7 protein-coding genes are annotated in these 4,816 nt (G+C 66.3%); 3 read left to right on the top strand and 4 right to left on the bottom strand.

Annotated features, from left to right (window positions below):
* On the top strand, positions 1–621 hold a 621-nt coding region (locus tag SFU54_RS06780), incomplete at its 5' end, for a hypothetical protein (protein ID WP_319015531.1).
* Positions 622–663: 42 nt separating this feature from the next.
* The gene (locus SFU54_RS06775; RefSeq protein WP_319015530.1) at positions 664–855 is read left to right on the top strand and encodes a hypothetical protein; all 192 of its coding nucleotides are present in this window, start codon (positions 664–666) and stop codon (positions 853–855) included.
* A 6-nt stretch (positions 856–861) separates the two neighbouring features.
* Here SFU54_RS06775 and SFU54_RS06770 read toward each other — a convergent pair whose 3' ends face one another.
* From SFU54_RS06770 to SFU54_RS06755, 4 genes are all read right to left on the bottom strand, one after another.
* Positions 862–1,833, bottom strand: a complete 972-nt coding sequence (locus SFU54_RS06770; RefSeq protein WP_319015529.1) for a pirin family protein — start codon at positions 1,831–1,833, stop codon at positions 862–864.
* A 153-nt stretch (positions 1,834–1,986) separates the two neighbouring features.
* Positions 1,987–2,220, bottom strand: a complete 234-nt coding sequence (locus tag SFU54_RS06765; protein ID WP_319015528.1) for a helix-turn-helix domain-containing protein — start codon at positions 2,218–2,220, stop codon at positions 1,987–1,989.
* Entirely contained in the window at positions 2,220–2,984 is a 765-nt protein-coding gene (locus SFU54_RS06760; RefSeq protein ID WP_319015527.1) for a hypothetical protein, read from the bottom strand. Before SFU54_RS06760 ends, SFU54_RS06765 begins: the two co-directional genes overlap by 1 nt.
* Positions 2,984–3,652, bottom strand: a complete 669-nt coding sequence (locus tag SFU54_RS06755; protein WP_319015526.1) for a hypothetical protein — start codon at positions 3,650–3,652, stop codon at positions 2,984–2,986. The genes SFU54_RS06760 and SFU54_RS06755 overlap by 1 nt, the downstream gene beginning before the upstream one ends.
* A 177-nt stretch (positions 3,653–3,829) precedes the next feature.
* On the opposite strand from SFU54_RS06755, the gene SFU54_RS06750 reads away from it, so the two are divergent.
* The coding region (locus tag SFU54_RS06750) for a Clp protease N-terminal domain-containing protein (RefSeq protein WP_319015525.1) at positions 3,830–4,816 on the top strand (987 nt) is incomplete at its 3' end.

Below are 4,816 nucleotides of genomic sequence, written 5' to 3'. Positions count from 1 at the left end.
GGATGCCCTCCGGCACCCGCGAATCGCCCTACCCGATCGGCGATCGACGTGATCTCTCACCGCCTCCGCGCTGTGGTCACCGGCGTGCCGATTCTCGCGGTGTCGGCTCTCATCGTCGCGACGCCCGGATTCGCCTCGGAGTCGCTCGTCATCAGTTCGACGCTGTCGGGAACCACCGTCTCGGGTGACCTTCTCGTCGAGGGCACGGCAATCGGCGAGGGTGTTGAGCTCGTCACGCTCGCGCTCGCTCCGCAGTCGATGGTCGAGTGCGGTGAACCCATTGCCGAGAGCACGGCCGTCACCGACGACAACGCGTTCTCGGGAAGCCTGTCGACGACCACGGTTCCCGATGGGTCGTACTGCGTGGTTGCAGTTGCCGACGACGGTCGCTTGTCGACGGTGCTCGGAGGCATCACGGTCGAAAACTCGGTCGAGCTCGGTGACAATCTCGAGGGGCTGCAGTTGCCGACCGAGTCGCTCGACGGTGAGACGGACGCCTCCGCCGGTTCATCGCTGGCCCCACTGTCGACGCTCGGGTGGGTCGTGCTCGCCGCAACCGCGGGCCTCGCCCTCGGAGTGCTCGCGCTCGGTTTCGCCGCGCGACGTCGCGCAGGCGTCTAGACCGCTCACGCCGCGCTCAGCCGCGCCCCGTATTCTTGACCCATGCCCGAAGACTTCTGGGGAAACGCGATCTTCTCGGTGACGCCGACGATCGTCATCGGCCTCATCTTCTGGTTCGCCATGCGCGCGATTATTCGCGCCGACCGCTCTGAACGCGACGTCTTCAGTGAGGTCGAAGCGGAAGAGCGTGCGCGGCTCGAAGCCAACGCACGCTCCGCCGACCCGCACGAATAGCGCGCACTAGTCGCGCGGTTTCAGCCGCACGTCGGGCATGACCGGCGCCGGCAATGCGCGCCCGTTCCAGCCCTGCACGATGCCGAATCGACCAGCATCGGTCGCGCCTTCGATCACTTCGGTCTGCCATTGCTCGCGAAACGCCACGATCTCGTCATGGTCGCGGCCGATGAAGTTCCACCACATCACGATCGGTTCGCCGAGCGGCTCGCCGCCCAACAGCAGCGCGCGCACGGGATGCTCGCCCGCCGCGATCCGCAGTGACGAGCGACCCGGGGCCGCGTAACCGAGGTAGGTGTGGGGCACCTCGATGCCGTCGAGCAGGGCGAGGCCCGCATCCACGAGCAGTCCGTGTTCGAAGCGCTCGTCGACGGGCAGCTCGATCGACTCACCGGCAGGAAGGTCGAGTTGAGCACCGATGAGGGGCGTGAAGGTGCGCACGGGGCTGCGCGAGCCCGCGAGCTCGCCGACGAAAACCCGCAGGGTGGCCGGGCCCATCGCGATCGGTTCGGGCTCGGCATGCTCGAAGAACGGCGCCACGTGTCGGTCGCGGTCGGGCAGGGCAACCCACAGTTGGGCGCCGTGCAGCCGCGTGGTTGCGGGCGTCGACACCTCGGAGTGCTGGATGCCCGCTCCCGCGGTCATGAGGTTCACCTCGCCCGGCCGCACCATGGCGTGCGCGCCGCTCGAGTCGCGGTGCTCGACCTCGCCCTCGAACAGCCAGCTCACCGTCTGCAACCCCGTGTGCGGGTGCGGCGGCACGGTCATGCCGCCGGTCTCGGCCACGGGGTCGGGGCCGTAATGGTCGACGAAGCACCACGCCCCGATAAGGCTGCGCTCGCGCTGCGGCAGCGTGCGGCGCACGGTCATCGCGCGCGGGCCGCCAAGCGGCACTTCGCGCGGTTCGAGCACCTGGATGCCCGCTTCCGGTTGCCCGTCGCAGACGAGCTCGGCGGGCTCTGCCTCGAGGTTGCTCACGCCCCCACCCTACGTCGGCCGCGGCTCGCCGCCCACGTCGCAGCGGCTGCCCGCCTTGGCTCTCGGGTGCCGGACAAGAACGTCTGCAGAATCGCCGTTGAGCGTGCGATTGCGGCTCAGCAGCGCAGTCTGCAGACGTTCGTGCCCGCGCGGTCAGCGCTCAACGACCAGCAGGTCGCCGACCTCACACTCGAGCGCCTCGCAGATCGCCCGCAACGTCGAGAACCTGATCGCTCGAGCTCGGTCGTTCTTGAGCACCGAGAGGTTGACGATGCTCACGCCGACGAGCTCGCTCAATCGAGTGAGGGTCATGCCCCGTTCTTCGAGCAGTTCGTCGAGCCGGCAGTGGATGCCCGTCTCCTCCTCATCGGAAACCGCCGGGCTCATCAGACCAGGCCTTTGGTGTCGTGCTCGAGCTGCACGCCACGGCGGAGGAGCACTGCGACGAGGAGCACTCCGACGCCGGCGGCGACGTGCGTCAGGTCGACGGGCTCCGGGCCGACCCAGCCGCCCAGGTCGGTGCCGCCCAACAGTTCGTACCGAGCGAGGCTCGTGCCGTAGAACTGCATGGCCTGGGAGAGCGATCCGATGACGATGAGCGAGACGCCGACGACCGCGGCGGTTTTCGCGAGCTGAGGTGCGAAGCCTTCATTTCGCTCGATACGTGTGGCGAGCGACGAGATTCCAAATGCCACGATTGCGTGCATCAGCGGGGTGAGGAACGCCGGCGCGAAGTACAGAAGGGCGGTGCCCGGGCTGAGTCCGAAACCGGTGATCGCGATCTCGCTGAAGTGTCCGAAACTCAACAGTTCTCCCCCGAGTTCGACGGGCGGAAGCACAGTGTCGGGGATGGCTGTGGTTGACGATGCAGGGACGGGCAAGGTCATGGAGTTGACACCCGCACCACCTCGCGCGCCCGTTGAGATGGTCACGACCGCGGCCATGAACGCGCCAATGGCAGCGGCTAGTCCGTAGAGGAATGCGAGGATCGCGACGACGCGTGCTAGCTCACTGGTTTGGGTGCGCTCCTCTTCACCACTCTGCGCAGTGACGCGTCGGCGACGGTCGATCACGAACAACGCGACCGCCACGACGCCGACGGCGATTATCGGCAGTGCGGCGAACAGCACATTCCAGAGCAGGATTTCCATCAGACAAGACCTTTCGTATCGTTCTGCAGCCGCTCCCCGACGCGGAAGACCTCGGCGAGCGCTAGCACGACCACTCCGATCAGTGCTGGTGTGAGGTCGAACTCAAAGCCGAGCCTGAACCGTTCTTCGCCGACCAGGGTGTTGAGTTCATCGGCCACCACAGTTCGCGCGAAGCCCATGATGGCGGCGCCGATCGGCAGTCCGAGGGTGAGCGCGCTGCCGGCCAGCAGGGTGGCGCGATACATCGAGCGGGGGAACGGGTCGCCAGCCGCGATGCGACGCAGCGCGAATGCGATGACGCCGGCGACGATGGCGCTGACGATGCCGACGATGCTCGTCCCCACGAGAGTAACTGCCACCGCCACGGGGCTCAGCGTTGATGGATCGACCACGACCCGCGATGTGCCCGGGAGAATGGCGACCCCGGCAACAGCAGGTGCCTCGCTCAGGATGGTGGCGGAGACGAGGCTTAATTCGAGCGACTGGTCGCCGAGAAGGGTAAGCGACACGAGCGCGACGACTCCCAACAGCGAGATCGCCGCCCAGGTCATCGCGAGCGCGCCCAGCAGTCGCAAGACCCCACTGTCGTCTCCGCGACGGCCGACGCCCAGCACAAGAACAACGATGATTCCGGCCATCACCAGAAGAACGACGGTGAACTGATCCATGTGCATCCTTATCGTTGATCGTTATTATCGATTGTCGTTAATTTACGGATGCTCAGGCCAGAGTGCAACCCCGGTCACGCCTACGGCGAACACGGGCAGTTCTGCGGGGGTGCTCTGGTTACCCTCGATACAGCGGCTCTGCATCCTGTCGACGGCGCCGCGTGAGGAGAGTGCGAGATGTTCGAACGGTTTACCGACCGCGCCCGTCGCGTGGTGGTCTTGGCGCAAGAAGAAGCCAAGATGCTCAACCACAACTACATCGGCACTGAGCACATTCTTTTGGGCCTCATTCACGAGGGCGAGGGTGTTGCTGCGAAGGCACTTGAGTCGCTGAGCATCTCGCTCGACGCCGTGCGCGAGCAGGTGCAAGACATCATCGGCCAGGGTCAGCAGCAGCCGACCGGCCACATCCCCTTCACGCCGCGCGCCAAGAAGGTGCTCGAGCTGTCGCTGCGCGAAGCGCTGCAGCTCGGCCACAACTACATCGGTACCGAGCACATCCTGCTCGGACTCATTCGCGAGGGCGAAGGCGTTGCCGCCCAGGTGCTCGTCAAGCTTGGCGCCGACCTCAACCGCGTGCGCCAGCAGGTCATTCAGCTGCTTTCGGGCTACCAGGGCAAAGAGGCCGTCGCCGTCGGCGGCGACAGCCCGAGCCCCGACAAGGGATCGCAGGTTCTCGACCAGTTCGGCCGCAACCTCACCGCCGCCGCGCGCGAGGGCAAGCTCGACCCCGTGATCGGGCGCGAGAAAGAGGCAGAGCGGGTCATGCAGATTCTCTCGCGCCGCTCGAAGAACAACCCCGTGCTGATCGGTGAGCCCGGCGTCGGCAAGACCGCCGTCGTCGAGGGCCTCGCGCAGGCGATCGTTAAGGGCGAAGTGCCCGAGACGCTCAAAGACAAGCAGCTCTACTCGCTCGACCTCGGCTCGCTCATCGCCGGCAGCCGCTACCGCGGTGACTTCGAAGAGCGCCTCAAGAAGGTCACGAAAGAGATTCGCACGCGTGGCGACATCATCGTCTTCATCGACGAGATCCACACCCTCGTGGGCGCGGGTGCTGCCGAGGGTGCGATCGATGCGGCGAGCATCCTGAAGCCGCTGCTGGCCCGCGGCGAGCTGCAGACGATCGGTGCGACCACCCTCGACGAGTACCGCAAGCACTTCGAG

The organism is Microcella sp. (genome assembly GCF_033763155.1).
Lineage (GTDB): Bacteria > Actinomycetota > Actinomycetes > Actinomycetales > Microbacteriaceae > Microcella.
The sequence above is the reverse complement of the archived record's forward strand: the minus strand, read 5'-3'. Positions and strand labels throughout refer to the sequence as shown.

Bases quoted from the DNA above. Each gene is read 5' to 3' on its own strand.
- SFU54_RS06765 (WP_319015528.1), bottom strand. From the start codon at position 2,220: ATGAGCCCGGCGGTTTCCGATGAGGAGGAGACGGGCATCCACTGCCGG.
- SFU54_RS06760 (WP_319015527.1), bottom strand. From the start codon at position 2,984: ATGGAAATCCTGCTCTGGAATGTGCTGTTCGCCGCACTGCCGATAATC.
- SFU54_RS06775 (WP_319015530.1), top strand. From the start codon at position 664: ATGCCCGAAGACTTCTGGGGAAACGCGATCTTCTCGGTGACGCCGACG.
- SFU54_RS06755 (WP_319015526.1), bottom strand. From the start codon at position 3,652: ATGGATCAGTTCACCGTCGTTCTTCTGGTGATGGCCGGAATCATCGTT.